This is a genomic window from Aeromonas sanarellii (assembly GCF_000820085.1).
GTDB lineage: Bacteria > Pseudomonadota > Gammaproteobacteria > Enterobacterales > Aeromonadaceae > Aeromonas > Aeromonas sanarellii.
Genome location: NZ_CDBN01000038.1, coordinates 1 through 26,896, shown reverse-complemented (window position 1 = coordinate 26,896; position 26,896 = coordinate 1). Strand labels below are relative to the sequence as shown.

The window sequence follows — 26,896 nt, the reverse complement described above, 5'->3', positions numbered from 1 at the left end:
TGGCAAAAATGCCAGTGATTGCTGCACTTTTTTTGACTTGTGTTTATCTTGTCTCATCATGTAGTTATGAAAGACAGTCACCATGGTGGGAGAAACGGGATGGGGGAACATTCGCTGCCTGACGGCCTCTGCATGCGGCGCCAGCCCAGGCAGCAGCGCAGTCAGGAGGTGGCGTCGCGTATCGAGCAGGCCACCCTGGATCTGCTGCAGGAGCAGGGGTTCGCGGCCCTCAACACCAATGCCATCGCCGCCCGGGCCGGGGTGGGGATCAAGTCCCTCTACCATCTCTACCCCAACAAGGAGGCGATCATCTGCCAGCTGGCCATGGCCTGGCTTTCGGCGGTGTGCGAGGCCCAGGAGGCCATCCGCACGCAGGCCGACAGCTGGCCGCAGACACTCCTGCTGCTGGATGAGGCGCTGGAGGCGCTGGACGCGCGCTTCGTTGGCTACGGGGCGCTGTGGCAGGCGATGGATCTCATCCCCGCCCTGCACCAGGTGGAGCAGGAGCACGAGGGGCGCCAGATTGCGTTCTGGTCCGAGCGGCTGCGCCATTTCGGCTGCCGCTGGCCAGAGCCCGAGCTCACCACCCTGGTGCGCTATTTCTACCGCACCGCAGACGTGGCCAGGCAGTGTACCAAGGGGCAGGGGGAGGCGGGCAGCGCACTGTGGCAACTCCATCGGCGCTGGAGCGAGCAACTGGTGGCGACGGCCATCGCCGAGCCGGATCCGGCGCGGGTCTGGCACTCCCTGCCCGGGCTGGTACCCGTGCCCTGACGAGGCGTGAAAATACGAGAGAGGGAGTGCCTGGCACTCCCTCTCTCGTCTGAACCCGGTGGCAGAGCTAGCCGTAGCGGGCCAGGGTCAGCCCCTCGTCGCTGATGGCGGGGGCGCTGCCCGAGATGAGATCGCTGAGCAACTGGCCCGATCCCGCCGCCATGGTCCAGCCCAGGGTGCCGTGGCCGGTGTTGAGCCAGAGCCCGGGGATGGGGCTCGGGCCCACCAGGGGCGTGCCGTCCGGGGTCATGGGGCGCAGCCCGGTCCAGAAGCTGGCCTGCGCGAGATCGCCCCCTTCGGGGAAGAGGTCTCTTACCACCATGGCCAGGGTGTCGTGGCGCTTGGGGTTGAGCGCCAGGTTGAAGCCCGAGAGTTCGGCCATGCCGCCGACCCGGATCCGCTCGTCGAAGCGGGTGATGGCCACCTTGTAGGTTTCGTCCAGCACAGTGCTGCGGGGGGCACCATTGGCATCCGTCATCGGCAGGGTGAGGGAGTAGCCCTTGACCGGGTAGACGGGGAGCGCTATCCCGAGGGGGCGCAGGAAGCCGGTGCCATAGCTGCCGAGGGCACAGACGATGGCGTCGGCCTGGAAGCGCCGCTCGCCGGCCCGGACCGCCACGGCGCGCCCCTTGGCGAGTTCGACCTCGTCGATGGGGCAGTTGAAGACGAAAGTCACCCCGAGCCGACGAGCCTCGTCAGCCAGGGCCCGGGTGAAGCGGAAGCAGTCCCCTGTCTCGTCTCCCGGCAGGCGCAGGCCCCCCACCACCTTGCCGCGTACCCGCGCCAGGGCGGGCTCCACCTCCTCGCAGCCGCTGGCATCCAGGGACTGGTAGGGGACGCCGTACTCTTCCAGCACGGCGATGTCGCGCTGGCTGGCATCGCGCTGGGCCTGGCTGCGGAACAGTTGCAGGGTACCGAGCTGGCGTCCCTCGTACTCGAGGGCCAGCTCCTCCCTCAGGGCCTTCATGCAGTCGCGGCTGTATTCGGCCAGCCGCACCATGCGCCCCTTGTTGACCGCATAGGCGGCCGGAGTGCAGTTGGCGAACATCTTCAGCATCCAGCTCAGCTGGAAGGGATCCGAAGTGGGGCGCACCGTGAAGGGGGCGTGTTTTTGCAGCAACCACTTGGCCGCCTTGAGGGGGATCCCGGGAGCCGCCCAGGGAGAGGCATAACCCGGGGAGATCTGACCCGCATTGGCATGGCTGGTTTCAAGGGCCACCCCGTCACGTCGCTCCAGCAGGGTCACCTTGTGACCGGCCTTGGCCAGATACCAGGCGCTGGTCACGCCGACCACGCCACCACCGAGTACCACTATGTCCATCTTGTCTCTCCTTGACTGGGGCCTCCACCTTAATCAGCCGCCACAGGATATTCAACTGGTGTCGATGTCATTGGTGGTTATTGCTATTCACATTTTGTTAACTGGCTCTCAATGTTGTCATTCACTCACCTTCTGGCATGAAATCCGGTCGATTCAGAGCCGCTCCAGGTGGAGCAGATGGTGCTCCGCCGTCGCCAGTATGGCCTGCCGCTGCGCCTCGGGTTGGCCGTCCCAGTTGGCATAGGGGAGGGTGAGGCGGGGATTGGCTCCCAGCTTGTCCCGATGGCGCCAAAGAAAGTGCCAGTAGAGGCTGTTGAACGGGCAGCTGTCCGGCCCGCTGCGGGCCTTCACCTCATAGCGGCACCCCTTGCAGTAGTGGCCCATGCGCGCCAGATAGGTGCCGCTGCTGGCGTAGGGCTTGCTGCCCATCAGGCCGCCATCGGCAAACTGGCTCATGCCGCGGGTGTTGGGCAGTTCCACCCACTCGATGGCGTCCACGTAGATGCCCAGATACCAGGCGTCCACCTCATCCGGGTGGATACCCGCCAGCAGGGCGAAGTTGCCGGTCACCATGAGCCGCTGGATGTGGTGGGCATAGGCGTGATCCAGAGACTGGCGGATGGCGTGGCGCACGCAGGCCATTTTAGTTTCTGTGCTCCAGAAAAAGCCGGGCAGGGGGCGATCGGCCTCCAGAAAATTGACGCGCCCATAGTCCGGCATCTGCTCCCAGTAGAGGGCGCGGACGAACTCGCGCCAGCCGAGGATCTGGCGAATGAAGCCCTCCGCCTGGGAGAGCGAAATGGTGGCCTGGTTGCCCCGCCAATGGGCTTCGGCTGCGCGGATCACCTCGAGGGGATGGAGCATCTTGCTGTTGAGCGAAAATGACAAGCGGCTGTGAAACAGGCTCCAGCCCCGCTCGCTCAGGGCGTCCTGATAGCGGCCGAAGTGGGGCAGGCAGTGCACCAGAAAGTGTTCGAGCAGTGCGCGGCTCTGGCGCCGGGTGACGGGCCAGGGCAGGGCGTCGGCATCGGCTGTGCCAATGGTGCTGACGCCGTGGCGGGTCAGCATGGCGTCTATCTCCCTCACCTCGTTGGCAAAGGTGAGGGGCGTCGGGATGGGCTGGCTCGCCGGTAATTTGGCGCGGTTCTCGTCATCGAAGTTCCAGCGCCCGCCAAGGGGTTGGCCGCCTTCATCGAGCAGCACCTGGTACTGCTTTCGCAGGGCGCGGTAGAAGAACTCCATCCGGCCGTGGGGGTAGCGCTGCCAGCCATCACGGGGGGTGAGAAAATGTTCGCTGTCCACCTCGCGGGCCGGGATGGCGAGGCCCGCAGCCCACTGGGTAAGCTGGCTCGCAAGGCGCCACTCGTCCGGGCTCTGCCAGGCAAAGCGCTCGGCCTGATGCGCTTCGAGCTGGGCCGTCAGCAAGCTGGGCAAGTCGGGCCAGGGGGCGCTCTCGTCCAGGGTCAGGTAGCAGACCCGGTGTCCAGCCTGGGTGAGGGCGGCGGCGAAGGCGCGCATGGCGGCAAAGAAGGCGAGCACCTTCTGGCGATGGTGGCGGCAGTAGTCCGTCTCCTGGCGCAGCTCCGCCATCAGGTAGCAAACCCTGGGATCCGGCGTACGAAACCAGCTGTGACCGGCATTCAGCTGATCGCCGAGGATGAGGCGCAGCTCCATCAGGCGTGCTCCTTCTGACGGCGGCAGCGTTCGCTGCAGTAGCGCACCTCCTGCCAGCAGCGCGCCCACTTGCGCCGCCAGGCGAAAGGACGCTGGCAGACGGGACAGATCTTCTGGGGTAGATGGGGTTTGAGGTGCATGCTCCGCCTCGTTCACTGGGTTGACCTATCTCTGCCTGCATAACGAAGCGCAGCCAGAATGGGATCACCGCGGGACGGGAAAGGCGGCGCTGCGGCTCGTGAGGGGAGAGGCGCAATGAGAAGGCCCCCGCACCTGCCGGTGCGGGGGCCTTCTGTGGCCGTTACTGGTTGCTGAACAGCTTGGCGGGAGGCGTGGACTGGGCGGTCAGGGTCATGCGGCCCGAGGTTTCCAGCCAGCTCTTGATCTTTCTGGCATCGGCCACCCGCTCATTGGTGGTGTTGGCGTGGAGCAGCACCATGACCACGGGCTCGTTGTTGACCCGGGTGCCCATGACCAGGCAGCGACCCGCCTCGCGGATATAGCCGGTCTTGGAGACCAGGATGGGCCATTCGCCTTCCCGGACCAGGCGGTTGGAGTTGAGATAGTGCAGCTGGCGCTTGCCGTTGCGCACCAGGCGCTGCTCTGAGGCGGTGTACTGGCGGATCAGCGGGTAGGTGGACGCAGCGGCGGCCAGCTTGGCGAGATCGTGGGCGGTGGAGACGTTGCGCGGGTTGAGACCTGTACTGTCGGCGAAATGGGTGCTCCACATGCCGAGCATGCGGGCCTTGGCATTCATCGCCTCGATAAAGGCCTTGCGGCCACCCGGGTAGTGCCGTCCCAATGCCGAGGCGGCACGGTTCTCCGACGACATCAGGGCAATGTGCAGCATGTCGGCGCGGCTCAGGCGCGAGCCCACCGCGAGGCGCGAGCCCGTGCCCTTGAGTCTGTCCACGTCGTCCATGGTGACGGTGAGGGTCTCGTTGAGGCGCTGGTTGCCGTCCAGCACCACCAGCGCCGTCATCAGCTTGGTGATGGAGGCGATGGACATCACCCGGTTGGCGTTGCGTTCGGCCAGGATCTCGCCGGTTTTCGGGTTGGCGACCACGTAGGCATCGGATCTCAGGGCGAGATTGGTACGGGGCTCGAGCAGGCTGTTGGTGGAGGAAGAGGTCGCAGAAAACGGGTTGGCATGGGCGCTTTCCATGCTGGCGGGAAGGAGGAAGGCGCCGAGCAGCAGGGGAAGAAAAGGGCGAAGGTTCATGATTGGACTCTACTACGACTCACAGGGACATTTGGCTAAGTTATATGACGGTAATTGACGCTTCACAACGTCTGGCGGCCCGATATTTCAATTTTATGGGTTGGCGCACCTTGAAATAACCTTCTTCGGGGCTATGGGCGCACCCAGGGGAGTCATGACGGACCGGCCTAGGTCCGTTGTGCTCCCGACACGGTGCGCACTATAAGCCGGTGATGGCCGTGCTGACGACTCTTTTCGCACCTCAGGAAGCATTGCCCCGTCGAAAACGCCATTAATGACCCTGATGACGGGGGAAACGGCGTCAGCGCAGGGAAAAGGGGGCGCCGTTTTTGCAGCCGTCGGGGCCGACTCAGCCCCCCATCATCCGCGCGGTCTGAATGGCCTCGATCAGCGCGGCACGGTTGATGCGGGGGCGCTCCTCGTCCAGCAACTGCTGCCAGAGGGCGATGGCCTGGGAATAGCGGCCGTGCAGGAAGTGATCGGAGGCGAACAACATCAGGGCGCTCACTTCCCCCTTGTCCTGCTTGAGCGCACTATCGAGCAGGCGCAGCGCCTCAGGGGTCAGCTGCTGACCCGCCTGGTAGTAGAGCACGGTGGCCTGGGCGGCCTGGGTCGCCGCGCTGGCCCCCCCCTCTTGCAGAGCGAGGCGCTGGTAGGCGAGCAGGGCGTTGGCGTACTCGTCCCGATACAGATACAACTGCCCGAGCGCCGCCCAGGCCTCGAGATCGGCGGGGTTGGCTTGCAGGCGCTGGTGCAGGGCGCCCAGCGCCTTGTCCTGCAGATCCCGCGGGCTCAATCCTGCCAGCGGATCGGGGCGCGACTGATAAGCCTGCCACGCCTGATAGCGGCCGGTGCCGGCATAAATACCGGTCACCAGCGCCAGCAGCAGGGTCCCAATGAGTATCCATGACTGCAGCCAGGGCAGCGCGCTGGCAGAGGGCTCCCTTGCCAGCCGATCGCGCAGGGCCTGCTCGGCAGGTGGGGTGGCGTTGGCGAGGCGGGCCAGCTCCAGCTCCCGGTAGAGGCGGCTGTGGGGAGCAAGCCCCGCCTGCTGCTCGGCCATGATCAGCCGGTTCAGCTCGGCCCTGGGGTCGTGGGCGAGCATCCCCTCGGCTCTGTCGCCGATAAGCGGCACTCGCGCCGGTTGCCGGCGATGCAGGCTCCTGCGCAGGCGATTGAGGGCCAGCAACAGCAAGAGGGCGGGGCCGCCCCACAGCAGCGCCGTGCTGCGCTTGAAGGGGGGATCGTAGCGCACGAAATCGCCGAAGCGCTCCGTCATGCGGGCGATCACCTGCTCATCGCTCTGTCCCTCGTCCACCCAGCGATAGACCTCGAGCCGCAGATCCCGGGCGATGGGGGAGTTGGACTCCACCAGGTTCTGGTTCTGGCACTGGGGGCAGCGCAGGGCGCGGGCCAGATCCTGAGCGCGGGTCTGCCGCTCGGGGTGGCGAAACTCATAGGTATCGACCCCGCTGGCAAGGGCTCCGAGGCTTAATGCCAGCAAGAGCGGCGCGATCAGGGCGTGGCCGAGGCGGCTCATGGCTTGCTCTCCTGCACTTGTCTCTCCACTTCTCTCTCCACGTCGGGCTGACTGGCGGTGTTGCTGCGGGCCTTTGCAAGCAGGGGGGCAAACTGGCGTTGCCAGATCTCCCGGGTGAGCAGGCCGGTATGGCGGGTCAGCAGGGTACCGTCGCCGGCGAAGAGATAGGTCTCCGGCGTGCCGTAGACACCGAGCTCCAGTGCGAGTCGGCCGTCGGGGTCGGCCAGCACGGCGCGATAGGGGTTGCCCGCCTCGGTGAGCCAGGCGCGGGCGGCGTCCCCCTTGTCCCGGTAGTTGAGGCCATAAAGGGGCACGGCGCTGGCCAGCTCACCCAGCAGCGGATGCTCGGCGCGGCAGTTGGGGCACCAGCTGGCCCAGACGTTGAGCACGAAGGGCTCCCCCTTGAGCGCCGCGGTGTGGATGGGGGCGCCGCCAAGCAGATTGTCACTCTGCCAGGCAGGCAGAGTGCGCCCTGCGACGGCCTCATCCTGGCTGTAGGGGTTGTTGCCAAGGCCGAGCCAGAGCAGGGCACCGAGCCCCAGGGTGAGCACGAGCGGCACGAACAGGCGCAGACGGGCGTTCATAAGGACTCCTGTTCAAGCCGAGGGTTGGGGGCGGTAGCTGGCGCAGGATGGCTAGCCAGCAGCGGCCGGCGAGCGAGCAGGCGCAGGGCGCCGCCCGCCATCATCAACAGGCCACCGAGCCAGATCCAGCGCACCAGCGGCTTGTAGTGCAGCCGCATGGCATAGGCGCCGGGTCCCATCTTATCGCCAAGCACCACGTAGAGATCGCCAAACAGACCCCACGCGATGCCGGGCTCGTTCATGTTCATGGTGCGCACGCTGTAGTGGCGCCGCTCCGGCATCAGCAGCGCCACCTCTTTATCGTCCTTATGCACGCTGAGAGTGATGCGCTCGGCGGTGTAGTTGGGGCCGATGATCGGCTCGCTCCCCTCATAGCGAAACTCGAAGGCGCCGAGCCGATAGGGCTTGCCTGCGGCGAGTACCGCGCCCCCCTCCTGACTGTGGTGACTCACCTGTGCGATGCCGAGGGCGCACACCGCCACCCCGAGGTGGGCCAGCAGGCTGCCGAACCGATTGAGGGTGAGCTCGCGCAGCGACGTCGGTTGCAAGAGCGGGAGCAGCAGGCTGGCCATCAGCCAGAGGCTCAGCACGTTGGCCGCAAGCCCCAGCCAGCTTGCCCGCAGCGGCTCGGGATAGGCGAGACTCAGCAAGGCGCCCCCCAGCAGACCGAACAGGCATGGGAGCAGCACCTTGATGCGGCGCTGGGCTGCCAGATGCTGCCAGCGCAGGCGCGGCAGCTGGGTCATCAGCGCCATCAGGCAGAGGGCCAGCGGCACGAAGATGGTATTGAAATAGGGGGCGCCCACCGAGAGTGAGCCCAGATGGAGCGACTGGAACACCATGGGGTAGAAGGTGCCGAGCAGCACGCTGGCGCAGGCCACGCTGAGCAGCAGGATGGTGGCACCGAGCAGCCCCTCTTTTGACAGCAAGCCAAAGCGGGCATAGGGGGCGCGAATATCCGCCCGCAGGGCAAACAGGGTGAGGGCGCAGGTCAATAGCAAGCCGAGCAGCAACAGCAGGGTGAGGCCGCGGCTGGGGTCGACCGCAAAGGCGTGTACCGAGGTGAGCACCCCGGAGCGCACCACGAAGGTGCCGAGCAGGCTCAGCGAAAAGGTAAAGATGGAGAGCAGCAGCACGGCATGGCCGTAAGCGCCGCGCTTCTCGCACACCACCAGGGCGTGCAGCAGGGCGGTACCGAGCAGCCAGGGCAAGAGGGAGGCATTTTCCACCGGATCCCAGAACCACCAGCCGCCCCAGCCGAGCTCGTAATAGGCCCACCAGGAACCCAGCACTATGCCGGCGGTGAGAAACACCCAGGAGCCGAGCGCCCAGGGTCGGCTCCAGTGGGCCACGGCGCCATCGAGCCGACCCGAGTGCAGCGCCGCCATGGCGAAGGCGAAGTTGACCGCAAAGCCGACGTAACCGAGATAGAGCAGGGGCGGGTGGATGATGAGGCCGATGTCCTGCAGCATGGGGTTGAGATCGCGCCCCTCCAGCGGCCCCGGGAACTGGCGGTCAAACGGGCTGGAGAAGATCAGGGTATAGAGGCCGAACAGCCCGACGATCAGCCCCATGATGGCCAATACCCGGGTTTTAATCAGCGGATCGATCCGCTTGGAGCAAAGGGCGACCAGCGCGCCCCACAGCCCCAGCGCAAAGACGAAGAACAGCATGGAACCCTCGTGGCCGCCCCACACCGCCGCCAGCTTGAAGCCAAGGGGCAGGGCGCTGTTGGCGTGCTGGGCCACATAGACCAGGGTAAAGTCATCCTGGCCAAAACAGCTGGCGAGCAGCAGCAGGGCGGCCCCGAGCAGGAGCGCGACCAGGAGGGCCAGTGGTGTTGCGCAGCCCAGCAGCGGGCGTGAGGCGAGCCGCAGCCCCAGCCAGGGCAGGGTGCCTTGCAGCAGGGCGAGCCCGGTCGCCAGCAACAGTGAGAGATAGCCGAGCTCCGCCAGCACATAACCTCCGTTTCAATCTTTGATGTCATTCATGTCATGCCACACACGCCGCGTCGTCTCCCTTTGGCGGGGAACATTGCCAAGCAACGGGTGTGGCATCACCAGAAATTCATTGGGCCAGCAACAAACCAGCGCCAGTCACCCGAGGGTGGCTGGCGCTGGTGATCATACCGTTATACGACTGTCATTTGACCGGCATAAAGCACGAAGTAGCGCAGCAGCAGGATCCCCACCAGGGTCAGGCTGCAGACCAGCACCAGATAGCCGTTTTTGGCCCGCAGCGGTGCGGGGGCCAGCAGGGCCAGCAACTGGGGCAGCAGCATGCCGATGCCCACCACCCCGAGCCAGAACACCTGAGCCCAGAAGCCGCTGCCGATGGCGGCCCACATGGCTGCCTCCTTCTGGTCGCCACCGAAGTAGAGGCCGGTAAAGAAGCAAACCAGCAGCAACACCTCCACCGCCAGCACCGGCCGCTCGAAGCGGTGGACGAAGCTCACCCCCTGGCTGTGATGGTTCTCCTTGAACAGGGTGACCGCCAGCAAGATGGTGGAGGCGATGCCGGAGCTGACGCCAGAGATGAGGAACAGCACTGGCAACACCGGGTTGTTCAAGAGCGGATAGGTCTTGAGCGCCGACAGCAGAAAGCCGGTGTAGGCCCCCAACAGCACGGCGAGCAGCAGCAACAGCGGCGCCAGCAGCCGCTCGATGCGGGCAAGCCAAGCGATGAGATCATCCACAAAGGCGAACTTCTCTTGCAGCAGGTGACGGCGCAAGGTCTCGATCTCGGTCCGAAACACCACCGCCAGCCAGGCGAACAGCACCGCCATGTAGACCTGAAACAGCATGACCCCCATCGACATCACGGAGTCGAACTGGTAGTGGAACATCAGTTTCCAGAAGGTCCAGGGGCGGGCTAGATGGAAGATAAGGATCAGTAACCCCAGCACCACGCTCACCGGCGCCAGAATGGCGGTCGCCTTGATGATGCCGCTCTCGCTGCCGGCCCCCTTGCGGCGCAGCAGCACCGAGAGGGTGGTGGCCCCAGCGGAGATGCCGAGCAGAAAGAGATAGATGGCGATGGGCCAGTCCCACACCAGCGAGGAGAAGTGAAATGCGTCATGCAACATGATCCATTCCTCCTTCTGTTACTGCGGTAGATGGCGATCGGACAAATCCCCAGACAAGGGAGGGGAAGTGAAATGCCTCTTGCATGGTCATGACGTTATCTCCCCTTTGGGCACGCGGTACATCTTGGGCGAGGTGCCGAGTGCCTGCTTGTAGCGATAGGTGGTCTCCTTCACCAGCCGTTTGGCGATGGGGCTGTCCGGGTCATCCAGATTGCCGAACACCAGCGCCTTGGTGGGGCAGGATTCCACGCACGCCGGCTCCTTGCCCGCCGCCAGGTTAGTCTTGCGGCAAAAGTCGCACTTGTCGGCCACCTTGGTCACAGGGTTGATAAAGCGCACCTGATAGGGGCAGGCAGCCAGACAGTACATGCAGCCGACGCAGAGATCCGGGTTGACGTCGACGATGCCATCCTCCTTGCGGATATGGGAGGCACCGGTGGGGCAGACGTGCACGCAGGGGGCGTTGTCGCAGTGCTGGCAGGACTTGCGAAAGAAGTGGTACTCGGCATCGGGGAAGGTGCCGATGGGGCCGGAGCGGAGGATCTCGAGGCGCGAGACCCCCTCCGGCACCTGATTCACCTCCCGGCAGGCATCCATGCAGGCGGTACAGCCGATGCAGGCCGTCTCGTCGTGGATCATGCCATAGCGGACCCCGTCGATGGTCTGGCTGTGGGCGAGGGGGGTGGCAAGGGCGCGAGTCGGCCCCGTCATCATGATAAGGGCCCCCGCGCCCATGCCCGCCATAAAGTCACGGCGAGAGCAGCTCATGGCGCCTCCTTGCCCAGGCTGGCAGTCTGGTTGGCTGCCTTGGCCTGATGCTGCTTGCTGTGGCAGTCGACGCAGAGCTTGATGCGGGACTTCTCCGGAATTGCCACCATGGGCTCCTTGGCCGGGTGCAGCTGGTGGCAGCTGGTGCAGGTGAGCCTGGTGGCGTGTACGTCGTGGGCCCAGAGCGCCTCGCGCAGGGGTTTGGGCTCGTGACAGCTCATGCAGACCCCGTTCTGCTCGGCGATGGGATAGCTCTCGGTGCTCTGCTTTTCTGCCAAGGCGCTTTGCTTGTCTGCCAGGACGCTTTGCTTGTCATTGAAGCTGTCGCTAAAGCGCATCACATCCTTGACCCCTTCCCTGTGTTGGGGGGAGGGCTGACCGTGGCAGTTGGTGCAGGTGACCGGCGCCAGGTTGTTGGGGTTGGTCGCCTGGCCGTGCTTGCCGTGCATCCCTTCGACCTGCTCCTTGTGGCAGTCGGTGCAGGCCTTGTCGGCACTGCGCAGAAATTCCACTTCATGTGTAGTCGGTGCCGGGGCGGTTGCCGCATCGGCGGCCTGGCCCTGCAGGCTGGTCAGCAGCATGGCTGCCATCAGCATCAGTCGTAAGAAATCCATCGTTAAATCACCCATAGGAAGCCTCCATCCGGCTGCAGGCCCGACACTGCGGGCCCGCATGCCTCGTCATTGTGCGAGCCGTCCGGCCGCTTTGGCCTCGGCTTCCCAGGCGGGCACTGTGGTCTTGAGGAACTGGGCCTTGTCCGCGTTCATCTGCCTCATGTCCATGCCAAGGGCGGCCTGGGCCTTCTCCTTGCTGGAGATGTCGGGAATGGCGATCTCGTGGCTGATCCCCTTGGCGGCCAAGAGGCGTGCCAGCTTGGTGCGCGCATCGGCGGCCTTGTCCAGGGCGGTGCCCAGCATGCGCAGCGCCACTTCCGGTGCGTGCGCCTGCACCCCGTGGGAGGCGATGGAGAAGTCCCAGCGCCATTGGGCGTGACGGATGTCCTGCAGAATGTCCTTCATCTCGGCCTCGGTGGCGCCGGCATCCCAGGCGGCCTTGGCCTCGAAGTGGGCGTGCACCAGCTGCTTCTCGACCTTCAATTTGATCTCGGTGACGGCATCCTTGCGCTGCTTGACCACCCCTTGCAGCATCTCCTTGCTCTGGGTGTGGCAGTTGCGGCAGGTCTGCTCGAAGCGATCGAAGGGATTGCCCACCTTGTGATCCGTGTAGACCTTGCCCTGCTCGTTCTGCACCTTGGGCATGTGGCAGTCGACGCAGGCGACGTTGTTCTGGCCGTGAATGCCGGCGCGCCAGGTCTCGTACTCGGGGTGCTGGGCTTTGAGCATGGGGGTCCTGGAGAGGGCATGGGTCCAGTCGGCAAAGCCTATTTCATCGTAATACTGCTCCATCAGCTCCACTGTGGTGCCCTTGTCCCAGGGGAATTTCACCGCCTTGGTGGGGCCGCTGAAGTAGTACTCCACGTGGCACTGGCCGCACACCTGGGACTGCTGATCGAAGCGCCCCTGCTCCTTGAACGGCTTGTGGATGGCGGTCATGGCGCGGTCGGCATAGGGACGGGAGAGGTGCAGGGCAGGTTTGCCTTCCTTGAACTCTTTCGAGGCGGTGTCGTGGCAGTCGGCGCAGCCGATGGTGTTGACGATCTCGGGGCCGCCTTTTGCCCACATCCCCTTGAAGTAGCCATCCTCACCCTTCTCGTCGATGACGCGGGCCACGTCCGGGCCTTTGCAGCTCCAGCAGGCCATGGGCAGCGGACCGTCTTCGGCGGTCTTGGGGGCGCCGGTACGCAGGGTTTCCCGCACGTCGGTCAGCGCATAGAAGTGGCCGCGCGGCTTGTTGTAATCCTTGGAGAAGGGGTAGCCGGCCCAGAGCACCACCATCTGCGGATCTTCCGCCAGGGCGTCGGTGCGTTCCTTGCTCTCGCTGGTGCCTTTCCAGCTGGTGAACTGATCGGCGTGATCCTTGGCGAACAGCTCGCTGCGCGCCTCTACCTTGCCCTCGGGGGTGGCCTCCTCTGCCTGCGCCAGAGTGCCGGCACCGAGCAGGGCGGTCAGCAGCAGAGCGGCGAGGCCCTGTCTGCAAGCTTTGTCATATGAACCCACGGTCATCACTCCCAGATAAAAAAGTCCATGTCGGGCCTGACCGTTCCATCTAGCTGTGGACATCTGTGCTCATCATCGACGGGCATGGCAGGCCGATTAATTGTTATGGCTGCATAGAAAGTGCTGTTTATGCAATTGCTCCCGGAGATAATACCAAATGGGTAAAATGGATAATCATTTATCCCCCTGGGAGTTGCGCTAGATCAATTGGCAGGGGGGGAGGATCCCAAAAGTGGGATCCAGGTTGAATTATTGAAATCCATCCGATGGTTAGTCCCACCTTTTTCCTTCGTCAGGGAGGATGGCAAGGGAGTGGCGCCAGGTAAGAGAAGGTGCCGGGGGGAGGCGGGAGATGGGCGGCCCCCCTGGTCGACACAGGTCTGAATTGAGTAAATATTCATTTCATGTCGACAGGGGAGAGGACGAGATGCTCAGCCTGCTGAAATAGCGCGCCCTGGAGGCGAGGGCGGCGCGTGTCAGAAGCTGTCGCGCCAGAGGGAGCCAGAAGGGCCATCCTTTCCCTTCGCAGGAGAAATCAGGTCTTTATTTTGGTGAATATCGTGGTTTGCAGCGTTTAATTTAATTAAATAGGAAGGTTTGCGGCATTTACTTTCGATATTTTCGAAAATGCTGAAGGGTTGTATGGGGTGTTTGGCGGTAAAATGTCCGCCTGTCACGGTGGCTTCCCTTAGGCTTCATGTCCTGGGAAGCCTGTGTTTACCCGTTGGAGGATATATGGCCGAGCTGCGAATCGAGAAACCGACTCTTATTGCCAAGGTGGAGGGCGCCGTGTTTGTGATGGATGCCGATGGCGCCCAGCGCCCTGCCACCCCTGGCATGCAACTGGAGCCGGGCATGCGGCTGCTGACCGGATCCGACGGGCAGGTGGAGTTGGCGGACGCGGTTGACCAGCGCCCCGAGCCCGCCCAGCCTGAGGCGGCACTGCCTGCCGAGCTGGCGAGCCTCCAGGAGGCCATCCGTCAGGGGGCCGACCCGACCGCGCTGTTTGAGGAGACCGCGGCCGGTAACGCGGCGGCCGGCACGGTTGACGGTGTGGCCGGCTCCAGTGCCGGTGGCTTCGTGGTGGTGGATCGCATCAATGATGCGACCCTGGCCGAGGCGGGCTTTGACACCGACCATCAGGGGGCACTGCCAGGCGACGAACTGCGCTATTCGGAAGATCAGGATCTGCTGGCGGCCATCACCATCACGGAGCCCCAGACCGCCGACAACATCATCAACGCCGACGAGGCGACCGGCGTCATCATTCGCGGCTTCGTCGAGGATGTGGAAGTCGGCCAGACGGTGACCGTCACCCTGATCGATCAGGAGGGCAATCGCCTGACCACCACCACAGTGGTGCTGCCCGGCTTTGTCTGGGAGGCAAACTTCGGCGACGTCACCGGCAAGCTGGTGGATGGTCCGCTGACGATCCAGGCCGATACCCAGGACGCGGCCGGCAACAAGGCCAGCGACACCGGCCAGACCCTGCTCGATACTATCACCACCATCACGCTGGATCTGGCGGATGAGAGCGACACCGGCGCCAGCCAGGTGGACGACCTGACTAAAGACACCACTCCGTTGCTGCAGGGCAAGGGGGAACCGGGTGCCACCGTCACCCTGAGTCTCGGCGGCAGCGTGCTGGCGGTGCTCGTCGTCGATGGCAACGGCAACTGGCAATACCAGATCCCGAGCGACATGGCGGATGGCGCCTATGATTTTCGGGTCGATTCGGTGGACATCGCCGGCAACCGGGCCAGCGACACCCTGACCGTCACGGTCGACACCCGGGCCGCCATCGACATCGATGATCTCGACACCGGCAGCATCCTGGGCCATGACAAGGTCACCCTGAGCGGCAGCACCAGCGAGGTGGAGGCGGGTCAGAGCGTCACCATCACCCTGGTTGGCCAGAATGGTCAGACCCTCTTCAGCGGCAGCGCCCTGGTGGGCAGCGACGGCCGCTGGCACCTGGGCAACCTCGATCTGTCGACGATCCAGGGCCCTTACGAGGTGCGCGCCGAGGTGACCGATCTCGCGGGCAACCGGGTGATCGACGGGGCGCCCCTCATCGGCCAGAGCGATACCCTGACCCTCTCTGAGGCGGACCTGGCCGAGGGGCCGGTGAGCGCCACCGGCTCCCTGCATACCGGGGCCGGGCTAGATGGCAACCTGCAGGTGAGCTTCGGCGCCGATCAGAGCGCCCTCGAGCAGCTCGGCTTGACCAGCCACGGTACGGCGCTCGCCTACCAGACAAGCGGTCAGACCCTGACTGCCAGTGCAGGGGGGGTGACCGTCTTCACCCTGACCCTGGCCAATGACGGCAGCTATCGCATCGTCTGGCACCAGAGCCTGGATCACGGTCAGGATAGCCTGAGCCTGCCCTTTGCCTTGGAGTACCGCGACAGCGACGGGGATCTGGTGCACGCCAACCTCAACGTCAACCAGGTGGACAGCACGCCGCCGGACTTCACCATAGCCCCCGTCACCCTCATTGAGGATGGCTTTGACAACACAGATGCCGTGGTGGGGCAGAGCCTGTTCCTGATCGGGCACCAGTCCGATCCCCTGCTGGCGGACTCGGTCGCCTTCGCCGATCAGGCCGCGACCCTTGCTCGTCTCAACGGCAGCGGTCTTGCCAGCGACGGCCATGTGCTGAGCTTCGAGTTCGGCAGTGATCGCCTGCTCACCGGGTATTACCTCGATGATCAAGGCAATCGGATCGAGGTGATCAAGGCAGAGCTCGGCGCCAGCCAATCCGGCAGCGACATCCAGGGCAAGGTCACCGTTTCCCTCAGCGGGCCCCTGGATCATCAGGGCAGCGACCGGCTTTCTCTGGGGCTCACCGTCTCCGCCAGGGAGATCGACGGGGACGAGACCCACGCCAACCTTCAGATCGCCATCGACGACGGCTCCGATCCCGGCCTCGGCCTCGACGCCGGCGGCAGCCTGCAAGAGGGCGGTGCCAGCCAGATCCTGGACGGCCAGCTGCCGGTCAATGTGGGCAGCGATCGCCTGGTGTCGCTGAACTTCGAGGCCAATCAGCCCGGCCTGAATGGCCTCACCAGCGGCGGCCAGCCGACCCACTATCAGGTCAACGGCAATGTCATCACCCTGTTGGATGCGGGCAACAAGCCCATCCTGACCGTGACCCTGGGGCTGGATGGCAAATACCAGGTGGCGCTCGATGGCGTACTGGATCAACCTGTCAGCACCAACAGCGTCAACCTGGGGCTGCAAGTACAGGGCACCGACTTTGACGGGGACAAGAGCAACCTCGGCACCCTCAATATTCATATCACCGACGGCGTGCTGCCCCAGGTCGACCCCGTCTCCCTCACCCTGGTGGAGGACAGCGACTGGAGCGCGGCCCAGACCCTCAGCGGCGATCTCAATATCACCGCAGGCGCTGACCCCCTGGTCCATATCGGCTTCGATGCCAGCCAGCCCGGCCTGCAGGGCCTCACCAGCGGCGGCGCGCCTGTGGTCATCAGCGTCAGCGGCAACAGCATCAGCGGCACGGTCAACGGCCAGAACGTCTTCACCTTGACGCTGGATCAGAACGGCCACTACGTCTTTACCCTGAACCAGCCGCTGGATCAGGGCAGCACTGACAGTCGGCTTTTGGCGGGCTTCACCCTCACGGACAGCGACGGCGACACCGTCTCCTCGACCCTGACCGTGGCCATCGGCGATGGGGCCAACCCGGTGATCAGCGCCGTGACCGGCACCGAGATGACGGAGGCGAACCAGGGGGACGGCGCCGTGGTGAGCACCATGAGCTTCACCGTCAACCACGGTGCTGATGCCTTGGCGCCCGATAGCCTCAAGTTCGATATCGCGGCCATACAAGGCAGCCTGGATGGCAAGTTCAGCAGCCACGGCAGCAAGGTCACCTTCACCCTGGATGCCAACGGGGATCTGGTGGGCACCAGCGCGGATGGCCGCGAGGTGCTGCGGGCCGAGCTGAGCCTGGTGGAGAGCAACGGCAACTGGAGCGTCACTGCCAAAGTTGTCTTAAGCGGTGAGCTGGATCACCAGGGCAGCGAGTCCCTCAATTTGCCCCTTGCCGTGACCCTGACCGACAAGGACGGGGACAGCGTCTCCACCCAGTTGCCGCTGGTCATCAAGGACGGCAGCGCGCCTAACTTCGTGGCGGGCAGCGGGGTGAGCCTGGATGAGGGCGATCTCAACGGGCATGGCCCCCTGGTTGGCACCGGCCACTTCCAGGTCAACGCCGGCTCGGATCGGGTGAGTGAGGTCTCCTTTGCGGACGTGAACGAGCAACCTGCCCTGACCGCCCTGGGCCAGAGCGTGAAATACGAGCTGGTGGACGGGGATCCCGCCATCCCGGGCAACCAGATCCTGAAGGGCTACGTGGAAGTGAACGGCGTGCGCGTCGAGGTGCTCGAGGTCGAGCTCGGCGGCAAGCTGGACAACGCCGCCAGCAACGGCTTCGACTACAAGGTGACCCTCTATCAGGGGGTACACCAGAGCGGCGGCAACGCCACCGACTTGCCGTTCAAGATCAATGTCGTCGACAGCGACAAGGGCAGCGGCAACAACGACAGCACCACGGGCACCCTCAACGTCAGCATCGTCGAGGGCGATACCCCGACCCTCACCCTGACCGGGGTGACGCTCAGTGAAGGCCGCTTCGACGGCGCCGCCAACAACCAGACGGCGGACGATCAGCAGGCCACCGGCACCCTGACCATCACGGCGGACTCCGATCCCGTGGTGGACGTGCGGCTGACCCTCTCCGGCCAGGTGGTGGATGGGAGCGGCAAGGCCATCACCCACAACGGTGAGACCCTGACCTGGCAGGAGGTGCCGGGCAGCAACGGTCACGGCTTCCAGGCAGTGACCGCCAGCGGCACCCTGGTGCTGACGGTGACCCTGCCGAGCGTGCCGGGGCGCATCGAAGCTCACACCCAGGCAACCCTGGACTATCAGGTGACGGTACACACCAACCTGGATCACGGGGCCGACGACAGGCTCGACCTGAGCCTGCCGGTCAAGGTGACCGACAGCGATGGCTCGGTGATCACCGGCAGCACCACGGCGGTGATCACCGATGCCGCCGACCCCGTGATCTCGGCCATAGAGTCCGTGCGGGTCGAGGAGGCGGATCTGGATGGGAGCAGTATCCAGCATCCTGGCACCACTCCGACCGAAAGTGGGGAGACGGCCGGTGGCAAGGTGACCATCAGCGCCGGCTCGGACCGTGTTGCCTCTCTTGAACTCGATGTGGCGGCCTTCAATCAGGCGAACCATCTCAGCTCGGGTGGCAAGGCAGTGACCCTGGCGGCCCATAGCCCCGGCTGGTATCTGGCGAGTGCGGAGGGCGGCAAGCCGGTGTTCTGGATCCATCTCGACGTCAATGGCAGCTACAGCGTGCATCTGGTGGGCCAGCTCGATCACGGCGCCCAGGGCAAGGATGAACTGGGTATCGAAATACCGCTGTTCGTGACCGACTTTGATGGGGATCGCAGCCCCAATGTGACGGTGGAGGTGAAGGTGCAGGATGACATGCCCATCGGCACGCATCTGACCCATCACCTGAGCGAGACCGGCAGCGCCGTGAGCGGCGATCTGCTGCCCCCCGCCAACGAGGGGGCCGACGGCGCCAGAGTGGCCTCGGTCACCGTGAACGGCCAGCAGCATGCCATCAACGGCAGCCTGACCCTGGATGTGATGAGCCCGGACGGCAAGCAGGTGATGGGATCCCTGACCATAGGGCAGGACGGCAACTACAGCTTCACGCCGAGGCCAGGCTTCGATCACGATGCCGCCAGCCTCAACCAGATCATCAAGGCTCAGTTGGTGGACGGCGACGGCGATACCGCCGAGAGCACCCTGACCCTCCACCTGCAGGATGAGGCGGTGAGTTTCACTGTGAAGGCGGTCACCGGGCAGGAGGATCAGGGAGCCCAGGATCCGAGCCAGGGCATTGCCATCGACATGCGCCTCGATATCGGCGATTTCGACCGTGGCGAACACGTGGATCAACTGCTGATCCAGGCGCCGGCCAACGCCCACGGTACCTTCTACTACCACGGGGTGGCCCTCACCACCACGGCCGATGGCAAGTGGTTCATCGTGCCGCCGGCGGTCATGGTGACCGCAGACAACGTCAACTACCGGACCCAGGGTCTCACCTTCGTGCCGGCTGATGACTGGTCCAGCTGGAGCAACAACAAGCAGCCGCTGCACTTCCAGGTGCAGCTGCAGGTCGGGGTAAGCGAGGGAACGCCACCGCCCGCCGTGACCGGCGATCTCGCCATCACGGTACAGGGCATTGCCGACAAGCCGCTGTGGGATGCGGGCAGCACGCACCAGCACTACACCACGGACGAGGACAGCAGCGGCATCGTCCTCAACGTCAAGGCGGGTCTCACCGACACGGACGGCTCCGAGACCCTGAGCTACCAGATCGAGTGGGCGTCCGGTGAGGGCTCTCTGACCCTGAACGGCAAGGTGCTCCAACCGGGTAGCAACGGCCTCTATACGGTGGCCGGTGGCGACATCAACAAGGTGACCGTGGTGCCCGGCAAGGACTACGGCGGTGACATCAGGCTCATTGTGACGCCGGTGAGCACGGAGAAGAGCCCTGTGGTCAGCGGCCAGAACAAGGCGCTCGGGGATCACCTGGATCTGGTGATCAACGTCAACCCGCAGGCGGATGACGCCAAGCTCACCGTGCGCGAGATCCAGGGCAAGGAAGACACCCTGATCGATCTGGGCAGCAAGATAGGGATCGCCCATCTGGGAGACACGGCGGATGGCTCCGAGAGTCTGTTCGTGCGCATCAGCGGCCTGCCCGCCGGTGCCAACCTGTTGCTGGGCGGGGTGGCGGTCACCCTGGATGCCAACGGCTACTACGAGGTGCCCTATGACCGCATCAATGACCTCAAGCTGCAGCCGCCCAAAAACAGCAACGTCGACTTCGATCTCACCATCAAGGGGGTGGTGAAGGACACCGCCATCCTGACCGATGCCAACGGCCAGACCCACACAGTGGTGAACGAGAAGGAGACCGGCAGCCAGAGCCTGCACGTGGATCTGGTGGGGGTGGTGGACGAACCCCATTTCGATCTCAATACCAGCGACTGGACCCAGGATGGCAACGGCTACAGCATCACCATCCAGGAGGATGGCCGGGCACCGCTGGACTTCAAGCTCACCTCGGGGGAGTGGACGGATACTCCGCTCGATCACTCGGAAACCCTCAACCTGGTGCTGGAAGGGCTGCCGGAAGGGGCCAGGGTGTTCGACGGCAGTGGCAAGGAGTTGACCCTGACCTTCGCCGGACTCGATGGCAAGGGCAATCCCCTCTATCAGGTGGATGTCTCCAGCCTTGGCAACCTGCAGATCCAGCCGCCCCCCAACAGCACCGCCGATCTGCACCTGGTCGGCCACGTGGTGGTGACCGAGAACGACGGCGACCACAAGAGCTTCGACGTGCCCCTCACCATCAAGGTGGAGCCCGCGATCGACGCCACCGACTATGCCAGGACCAGCCATGGCCTGGAGGATCAGTTCACCGTGCTGGACTGGCAGCCGGACCTGACCGACGGCGCCGAGCAGGTGACGCACCTCGGCCTCTCCGATATCGAACCCGGTTATGAAGTCTGGATCCGGGTCGGGGGCGTGGATACCCAGCTGACGGTCACCAGCGGCGCCGTGGATCTAACCCCGAGCCAGCTCGACAGCCTGTTAAACGGCGGCCAGCTGCTGGTGAAAGGGCCCGAAGACAGCGACAGGGACACCACCCTCCAGAGCCATGTCACGGTGACGCAGGTGGATGTGGACTCCAGCGCCACCGCCCAGAAGGTGATCGACGGCACCCTGCACCTGGATATCCAGGCGGTGGTGGAGCCCGATGGCAACCTGGTGCAGACCGGCCAGCTGGAGAGCCCGGACGGGCACGCCATCCCGCTGGACGGCGTCTTCGTGTTCCAGGATCTGGATCCCAGCAGCGATGAGGTCATCGACTACCTGGTCATCAGCGATCTGCCTCCCGGCTTCGTGGTGGTGGGCGGGATCAACGACGGCCAGGGCAACTGGACCGTGCCCCACGACGCCCTCGGCAACTATGCCCTGCGCTCGCCGGACGGCTTCACCGGCACCGTCACCTTCAAGGTCAGTGCCAGGGTGATCGACCTTGGCGACAACAACGAGGGGGATGTGAGCGCCCCGGCCTATCGGGAGATCACCGCCAGCGCCGACTTCCATGCTGCGACCCACTCGGGCCAGGTGGCCGCCGATGTCGATTTTGACAACAGCGCCCCCATCACCGGGGTGGAGGATCAGGGAGTCAACTTCGGCAGCCAGTTCAAGGACATGGTGAGCCTGGACACGGCGGACATCGGCGACGACGAGCTCAGCATCGTCATCACAGGTCTGCCCCCGGGCGTCAACGTGCAGGGGCTCACCTTCGACTTCGTCAACGGCGAGTACCTCATCAAGCTGCCGGGCGGCCTCGATGATCTCGACAAGCTGACCCTGACCCTGCCGCAAGACTATGCCGGTGACGGCCTGCACTTCAACGTGCGCCTGGTCAACACCGACACCGTGAGCGGTGACACCAAGATGGTGGAGAAGGACGTCACCCTCTCCATCACCCCGGAGGTAGACATCAACGGCGGGGCGGACGGCCTGCCCGAGCTGCAATTGAACGTGAAGGACGTAAACGGCGACGGCCAGCCTGACAACCTGGAAGACACCGAGATCCACCTCGATCTCTCGGTCAAGCTCGCGGACATCAGCCCCTCGGTGGCCGATGGCGGTCTCGAGACCGTGGAGCGGGTGGTCGTGACCGTGGACCCCCAATATGGTCACTTCCTCGACAAGAACGGCCAGCCGGTCTCCACCCTCAGGGTGAACGACCCGGCGGATCTCAAGGATCTGGTGTTCGTGCCCAAAGAACACTTCAGCGGCAAGGTGCCGCTGGCGGTGACGGTGGATATTCTCGATACCGCCACCACGGGCACGGATCGGGGGAGCTGGAGCGGTCAGGTGGGCTTCGAGGTGCTGCCGGTCAACGATCCGGCCAACCTCACGGTCCAGAACGTCACGGGCCAGGAAGATGGCAGCGTGAGCCTGGGGGGGCTGGGGGCCAGCCTCATCGACAACGATGGCTCCGAGCAGATCGTCGGGCTGCAGATCAAGGGGGTGCCGGATGGCTTCACCCTGTCCGCCCCGGCGGTGAACAATGGCGGCGGGGTGTGGCAGGTGCCTGTGGGCACCGACTTCTCCACCCTGACCCTGATCCCGCCTGCGGACTTCAGCGGCACCCTGGATCTGACTCTGAGCGCCTTCACCCTGGACAAGGGGCTGACCCTGCCCCTTGAAACCAGTGCGGGCTTCACCGTCACCGTCAATCCGGTGGGGGATGCGGTCATCACCGACATGCAGGAGCAGGCGAGCGGCGCCGAAGGCGATGTGATCACCTTGAACCTGGGGGTGGAGACCCGGGATACCCATGCCACCGGCGGCAGCGCCGGCAATGTGCACGAGAACGGGCCCGAACAGGTGCGCGTCACCCTGGAAGGGGTGCCGGACGGGGCAGAAATCCGCCTGCCGAGCGGGGTGAGCGGCACCGTGGTGGATCTCGGTGGCGGCCGCTGGCAGGTCACCACGGATGGGGGCAAGCTCGACGCGGTGGAGCTGGTGACCCATGACGCCAACGGCGCCATGGCGATCAAGGTGACGGCCCAGAGCCTGGACAACGGCGCCCTCGGCCCCGAGGTGAACGGCAGCATCCAGGTGGACGTGAGCCCGGTGAACGATGCCCCCGTCAACGTGCTGCCCGGGGAGCCCCAGGTGGCTCAGGAGGACGAGCCCTTCGTCATCCAGGGTCTGCAGGTCAAGGACGTGGATGCGGGCAACGGCATCATGGAGGTGCGTCTCTCGGTGGAGCACGGCACCCTGACCCTGCCGGCCGGCAGCGGCGTGACCCTGACCGGCAACGGCACCGGCGATGTGGTGCTGACCGGCACCCTGGCGGATCTCAATGCCCTGCTCGCGGGCGGGGTGACCTATCAGGGCGAGCGGGACTTCAACGGTCAGGATGCCCTGACCATGGTGACCAACGACAGGGGCAACACCGGCAGTGGTGGCGCCCTGAGCGACACCGACGTGCTGCCCATCGAGGTGCAACCGGTCAACGATGCCCCGGTCAACCAGGTGCCGGACGCCATGGCGGTGAAGGAGGACGGTTCGCTGTCGCTTTCCGGCATCAGCGTCAAGGATGTGGATGCGGGCAGTGCCCCCATGTCCATGGTGCTGCGGGTGGAGCACGGGGTGCTGACCCTGCTGGGGACGGCCGGCGCCGTCTCGGTGCAGGGGGCGGGTACCAACGTGGTGACCCTGGTGGGGTCGCTCGATGATCTCAACAGCCTGCTCAACGGCAATCTGCACTACGAGCCGGGCAGGGATTTCTGGGGCGAGGACAACCTCACCATCACCACCTCGGATCAGGGCAACACGGGGGCGGGCGGTGCGCTGACCGATACCGCCACCGTGGGCATCACGGTGACCGCCGAGGCCGATGAGCCGCGGCTCGGCCTCGGGACCCACGACATCCACGCCCTGCAAGGGGCCTGGGTGCCGCTCAACCTGAGCGCCAGCGTGGTCAACCCGGCAACCGGTGAGCTGTCGGTTCGGATCCAGAACCTGGGCGGTGCCCAAGTGGTGGACGAGCACGGCCAGAGCATGGGCCATGCCGACAACAACGGCGACTGGTTGCTACCCATGGATCACTCGGTGCCGCTCTATGTGAAAGACCTGGCGGCCGGGGAGCACAGCCTGATCCTGACCGCCGAGTCGAGTGCGGGGGGGCGCACCCTGAGTTCGGCCCAGGAGACCCTCAACATCCACAGCCAGAGCGGCCACGACCTGGTTGGCTCGGATCAGGGGGACTGGCTGTTCGGCTCCACCGGCAGTGATCGCCTCCTGGGCGGTCTGGGAGACGACCTGATCCGGGGGGGGCAGGGCAACGACATCCTGAGCGGCGGTGCGGGCAGCGATCTCTTCGTGTGGGGTCAGGGGGACGAGGGCACGGCGGCGCAGCCTGCCATCGACACCATCACCGACTTCCGCCCCGAAGAGGGGGACAGGATCGATCTGGCGGACCTGCTCAAGGGGGTGACCGGCAACAGCCTGGATGGCTTGCTCAATCACCTGTCGGCCTCCGTCACCACCGGCAGCGGTGGCCTGGGAGACGTCAATCTCTCGGTGTCGCCGGCAGGGGATGGCCACGTCACCCAGCAGATCACCCTGAAGGACGTGGATCTCAGCGGCTGGAACCTGAGCGGCGGCTCCTCCTCCCACGAGATCCTGCAGTCCCTGCTGGATCAGCACAGCCTGATCATCCAGCATCCCTGATGGGAACGCGCTGAATAAAAAGAGCCGGCAATTGCCGGCTCTTTGTTTATCTGGGTGGAGGACTATGGCTAGCTCATGCCTGCGCCCGGGCCAGCAGGTGGCTGGGGTGTTCACAGGGGAGCATGGCTGTGCTCATCTCAAGCCAGGGCTCTTGCCAAGAGGTGGATCGGATGTTCACAGGGGAAGGCCGTGCTCATCTCGATCTGCCACTTGCAGGTCTCGCAGTCGGTGATGACCAGATCGGGCTTGAGCCGGTTTATCTGATCAAACAGCCCCTGGCCTATGGCCTGGCTGGTGTCGTAGTTTTCCGACTTGAAGCCGTAGGTGCCGGCGATGCCGCAGCACTGGGAGTCGAGCACCGTCACCTTGACCCCGGGAATGGCCCGCAGCAGTTCCAGGGTATAGATGACGCCCCCCATCTTCTCCATGTGGCAGGGGGTGTGGTAGGCGATGTGCAGATTGAGCGGCTTCATCGCCGGCTTGTTGCCCTGATAGAACTCGTTCCAGATAAAACGGGTTACCAGCGAGATGCGATCCCGCACCTTGTGGTTGTCCTGCTCCAGCAGGTGGGGATATTCGTCCCGCAGGGTGAAGCCGCAGGTGGAGGAGGTGGCCAGCAGCGGCATCTCGTTGCCGAGCAGGGTGTTCTCCAGCTGCTGGATGTTGAAGGCCGCCTGCTGCTTGGCCTTGTCCATGAAGCCGTTGGCAATCAGCGGCACGCCGCAGCACTTCTCCCGCGCCAGCAGCTGGACGCCGATGTTCATGGCGTTGAGCACCTGCACCAGCTCCTTGCCGAGCTGCGGGTGGTTGTAGTTCACGTAGCAGCCGTGGAAGTAGGCAACTTGGCGCTCATATCGGGCCTGACTCGCTTTCTGCTTCTTGTACCAGCCGCGGAAGGTGCCCTGGGAGTATTTGGGCAAGGAACGGTGGGAAGAGACCCCCAGCGCCTTGTCCAGCACCAGCTTCATCGGCTTGAGGCCGGTGGTGAAGTTGACCACCGGGGCCATCAGGGTGGACATGCCGCCCATCAGATCGGTGTGGGAGAGCACGAACTCGCGGATCCCCGGCTTGAAGCCGCCGTACTGGTGCTTGGCCCGGGCTATGATGTCGCCGATGCGCACCCCGCTCGGGCAGGCCACTTCGCAGCGCTTGCAGTTGGTGCAGTACTTGAGGGCGCTGTCGAAGAGCTCGGGGCTCTTGATGCGCAGGCGCTCTCCATCCGGGCCCGCCTGCTTGGGGCCGGGGTAGGCCGGGTTGGCCTTGGCCACCGGGCAGTAGGCGGTACAGACGGTGCATTTGATGCACTGATCGAAAGTTTGGTTGGCATGATCCAGTAGCATGTCAGTTCTCCTCCCGTCGGTGTTGAAGGCACGGGATATGGGACAAAATCATCATTGGGCTGAACTCAAGATGTGACCGGCAGCCTGCCAGCCGGTGGCAACCGCCACGCCTGAGCCAGAGCCCTCCTTGGATTGGGCATCGTAGTGGGCCAGCACGCCGTGTCGTGTGAGTGGGAATGTGTGATTCATCTCAGCCCTCCGCCAGAATATGGCCGGCGGCCTGCCAGCCGGTGGCGACCGCCACGCCTGAACCTGACCCTTCCTTGATGGGGTCATAGTGGGCCAGCACGCTGCCGGCGCCAAAGAGGTTGGCGAGGGGCTTGCCGCCCCGCAGCACCCGCAGCTGGTCGTCCGTCTTGACCCCGAAGCCCATGAAGGGGTGGTGATCGAACAGGCGGCGACCGGCCCAGGCGTCGCGCTCGGACAGGCTCAGCACATCGGCGTCGAAGATGGGCTCGCGGATGCCGCCAAGGCGCGACTCCAGGCCGCGGCTGAAGAAGCTGCCGGAGGCGAGCACGAAGTGGTCGGCCTCGAACAGCTGGTCGTCGCCGTTCTGGCTGTGAACCCCGAGCACCCTGTCCCCCTGGTAGCGGGCACCCAGCACCCGCTCGCTGGTGAGGAAGGTGCCGCCGAGGGCCATGAAGCGCCGCTTGAGGGCCTCCTGCATCCGCATCCCGATGAGGGACGGCGGCATGGTGGCCACCTCCTGTATGGTGCAGCCGGTGCGCTTCTCCAGCTCCGCCAGGCGGGGCCCCACCAACCCCAGCGACAGGCAGGCGGGCAGCACGATATGGCGGCAGCCCGGCTCGCTGCACTCGATCACCATGCGGCTGATCTCGCGGGCCAGATCCGCCAGCAGTTCCGGTTGGCGGTCGAGCAGGCGGGCGATATCGGCGGAGCGAAACTCGTGGGGATTGCGGCTGAACTCGGCCAGCTGGGGCAGGCGGATCTCCCCGGTCAGGATCCGGCTGTGGGCGAAGCGTGAATGGGTCGCGAGATTGGCCGCCGCGAGCGCCGGGTGAAAGTCGCGAAAACCGGCCAGAGTGGCCAGCAGCAGGGCCCCGGGGGCCGGGGCCT

Annotated in this window: 17 protein-coding genes; 2 read left to right on the top strand and 15 right to left on the bottom strand. The window is 64.9% G+C overall.

The annotated features are described in order from the left end of the window. Positions 1-99 precede the first annotated feature (99 nt). Entirely contained in the window at positions 100-774 is a 675-nt protein-coding gene (locus BN1132_RS07495; protein ID WP_042076476.1) for a TetR/AcrR family transcriptional regulator, read from the top strand. A gap of 67 nt (positions 775-841) precedes the next feature. Here BN1132_RS07495 and BN1132_RS07490 read toward each other — a convergent pair whose 3' ends face one another. The 12 genes from BN1132_RS07490 to BN1132_RS19935 all read right to left on the bottom strand — a co-directional run bounded on the left by BN1132_RS07490 (position 842) and on the right by BN1132_RS19935 (position 13,762). Next, positions 842-2,095, bottom strand: coding sequence for a D-amino acid dehydrogenase (locus tag BN1132_RS07490; protein WP_042076475.1), 1,254 nt, complete (start codon positions 2,093-2,095; stop codon positions 842-844). Positions 2,096-2,248: 153 nt separating this feature from the next. Further along, a complete protein-coding gene (locus BN1132_RS07485; protein WP_042076473.1) occupies positions 2,249-3,769 on the bottom strand; it encodes a cryptochrome/photolyase family protein in 1,521 nt (506 codons plus the stop codon). Further along, complete coding sequence (locus BN1132_RS19435) at positions 3,769-3,909, bottom strand: DUF2256 domain-containing protein (protein WP_084202667.1); 141 nt, start codon at positions 3,907-3,909, stop codon at positions 3,769-3,771. Before BN1132_RS19435 ends, BN1132_RS07485 begins: the two co-directional genes overlap by 1 nt. Before the next feature lie 161 nt (positions 3,910-4,070). After that, positions 4,071-4,991, bottom strand: coding sequence for a serine hydrolase (locus tag BN1132_RS07480; RefSeq protein WP_042076471.1), 921 nt, complete (start codon positions 4,989-4,991; stop codon positions 4,071-4,073). Positions 4,992-5,340: 349 nt separating this feature from the next. After that, complete coding sequence (nrfF, locus tag BN1132_RS07475; protein ID WP_042076469.1) at positions 5,341-6,531, bottom strand: heme lyase NrfEFG subunit NrfF; 1,191 nt, start codon at positions 6,529-6,531, stop codon at positions 5,341-5,343. Beyond that, positions 6,528-7,115, bottom strand: coding sequence for a DsbE family thiol:disulfide interchange protein (locus BN1132_RS07470; RefSeq protein WP_042076468.1), 588 nt, complete (start codon positions 7,113-7,115; stop codon positions 6,528-6,530). Before BN1132_RS07470 ends, nrfF begins: the two co-directional genes overlap by 4 nt. Further along, positions 7,112-9,073 carry a heme lyase NrfEFG subunit NrfE gene (gene nrfE, locus BN1132_RS07465; RefSeq protein ID WP_042076467.1) on the bottom strand — a complete coding sequence of 654 codons (1,962 nt, stop codon included), beginning with the start codon at positions 9,071-9,073 and terminating at the stop codon, positions 7,112-7,114. Before nrfE ends, BN1132_RS07470 begins: the two co-directional genes overlap by 4 nt. 173 nt (positions 9,074-9,246) lie before the next feature. Beyond that, complete coding sequence (gene nrfD / locus BN1132_RS07460; protein ID WP_042076466.1) at positions 9,247-10,200, bottom strand: cytochrome c nitrite reductase subunit NrfD; 954 nt, start codon at positions 10,198-10,200, stop codon at positions 9,247-9,249. A gap of 87 nt (positions 10,201-10,287) precedes the next feature. After that, positions 10,288-10,968 (bottom strand): cytochrome c nitrite reductase Fe-S protein, encoded by a 681-nt coding sequence (nrfC, locus tag BN1132_RS07455; protein WP_042076465.1) that lies wholly within the window; start codon positions 10,966-10,968, stop codon positions 10,288-10,290. Beyond that, a complete protein-coding gene (gene nrfB / locus BN1132_RS07450; RefSeq protein WP_042076464.1) occupies positions 10,965-11,597 on the bottom strand; it encodes a cytochrome c nitrite reductase pentaheme subunit in 633 nt (210 codons plus the stop codon). The genes nrfC and nrfB overlap by 4 nt, the downstream gene beginning before the upstream one ends. A gap of 51 nt (positions 11,598-11,648) precedes the next feature. Continuing rightward, positions 11,649-13,091: an ammonia-forming nitrite reductase cytochrome c552 subunit gene (gene nrfA / locus BN1132_RS07445; protein ID WP_042076463.1), complete on the bottom strand. Its 1,443-nt coding sequence runs from the start codon at positions 13,089-13,091 to the stop codon at positions 11,649-11,651. A 470-nt stretch (positions 13,092-13,561) separates the two neighbouring features. Then, positions 13,562-13,762 carry a hypothetical protein gene (locus tag BN1132_RS19935; RefSeq protein WP_141711982.1) on the bottom strand — a complete coding sequence of 67 codons (201 nt, stop codon included), beginning with the start codon at positions 13,760-13,762 and terminating at the stop codon, positions 13,562-13,564. A gap of 58 nt (positions 13,763-13,820) precedes the next feature. Here BN1132_RS19935 and BN1132_RS07440 point away from each other — a divergent pair, with 58 nt between their 5' ends. Then, on the top strand, positions 13,821-24,479 hold the full coding sequence (locus BN1132_RS07440) for a retention module-containing protein (RefSeq protein ID WP_042076461.1): 10,659 nt from the start codon (positions 13,821-13,823) through the stop codon (positions 24,477-24,479). Positions 24,480-24,616: 137 nt separating this feature from the next. Here the strand turns inward: BN1132_RS07440 and glpC are convergent, their stop codons facing one another. The 3 genes from glpC to glpB all read right to left on the bottom strand — a co-directional run. Beyond that, positions 24,617-25,819, bottom strand: a complete 1,203-nt coding sequence (glpC, locus tag BN1132_RS07435; protein ID WP_042076460.1) for an anaerobic glycerol-3-phosphate dehydrogenase subunit GlpC — start codon at positions 25,817-25,819, stop codon at positions 24,617-24,619. Between the two features lie 51 nt (positions 25,820-25,870). Beyond that, positions 25,871-26,008, bottom strand: coding sequence for a hypothetical protein (locus BN1132_RS19930; protein ID WP_157005358.1), 138 nt, complete (start codon positions 26,006-26,008; stop codon positions 25,871-25,873). 1 nt (position 26,009) lies between these two features. Next, positions 26,010-26,896, bottom strand: an 887-nt coding sequence (gene glpB / locus BN1132_RS07430; protein ID WP_042076459.1) for a glycerol-3-phosphate dehydrogenase subunit GlpB, incomplete at its 5' end; no start/stop codon positions are given.